Source organism: Pseudomonas sp. SIMBA_068, from assembly GCF_046534705.1.
In the GTDB taxonomy this organism is placed as follows: Bacteria; Pseudomonadota; Gammaproteobacteria; order Pseudomonadales; family Pseudomonadaceae; genus Aquipseudomonas; species Aquipseudomonas putida.
Genome location: NZ_JAWRYI010000714.1, coordinates 1 through 265, shown reverse-complemented (window position 1 = coordinate 265; position 265 = coordinate 1). Strand labels below are relative to the sequence as shown.

The 265-nt window shown below is 50.2% G+C and carries 1 pseudogene; it reads right to left on the bottom strand.

Annotated elements, in window-relative coordinates:
* Positions 1–81 precede the first annotated feature (81 nt).
* Positions 82–265 (bottom strand): annotated as a pseudogene (locus SB756_RS31100) (hypothetical protein); the annotation flags it as partial.

The following is a 265-nucleotide window of genomic DNA, read 5'->3' as shown; positions in this document are numbered from 1 at the left end:
GGGGCGCACACTCCTACATCAATCATAGTGAACAGTAATACCTTGATGGAATCGCTCTTCATGGTTCAGCCACTCCACTGACTAAGGAGTTTTCGAACTGTCAATGTTGGATTCGAAAAGTCGAATGAGCAAATCACCAGTAGGTGTGCCCGCGTATCGACCGTGTAGCTCTTCCAGCTTGGCCGAGCGGCGTTCTCCAGACAGAAGACTTAATCCGTGCAACGCGTTTATAAACTGGTGCATCCCCGCGATTTCGTCAGCCAGA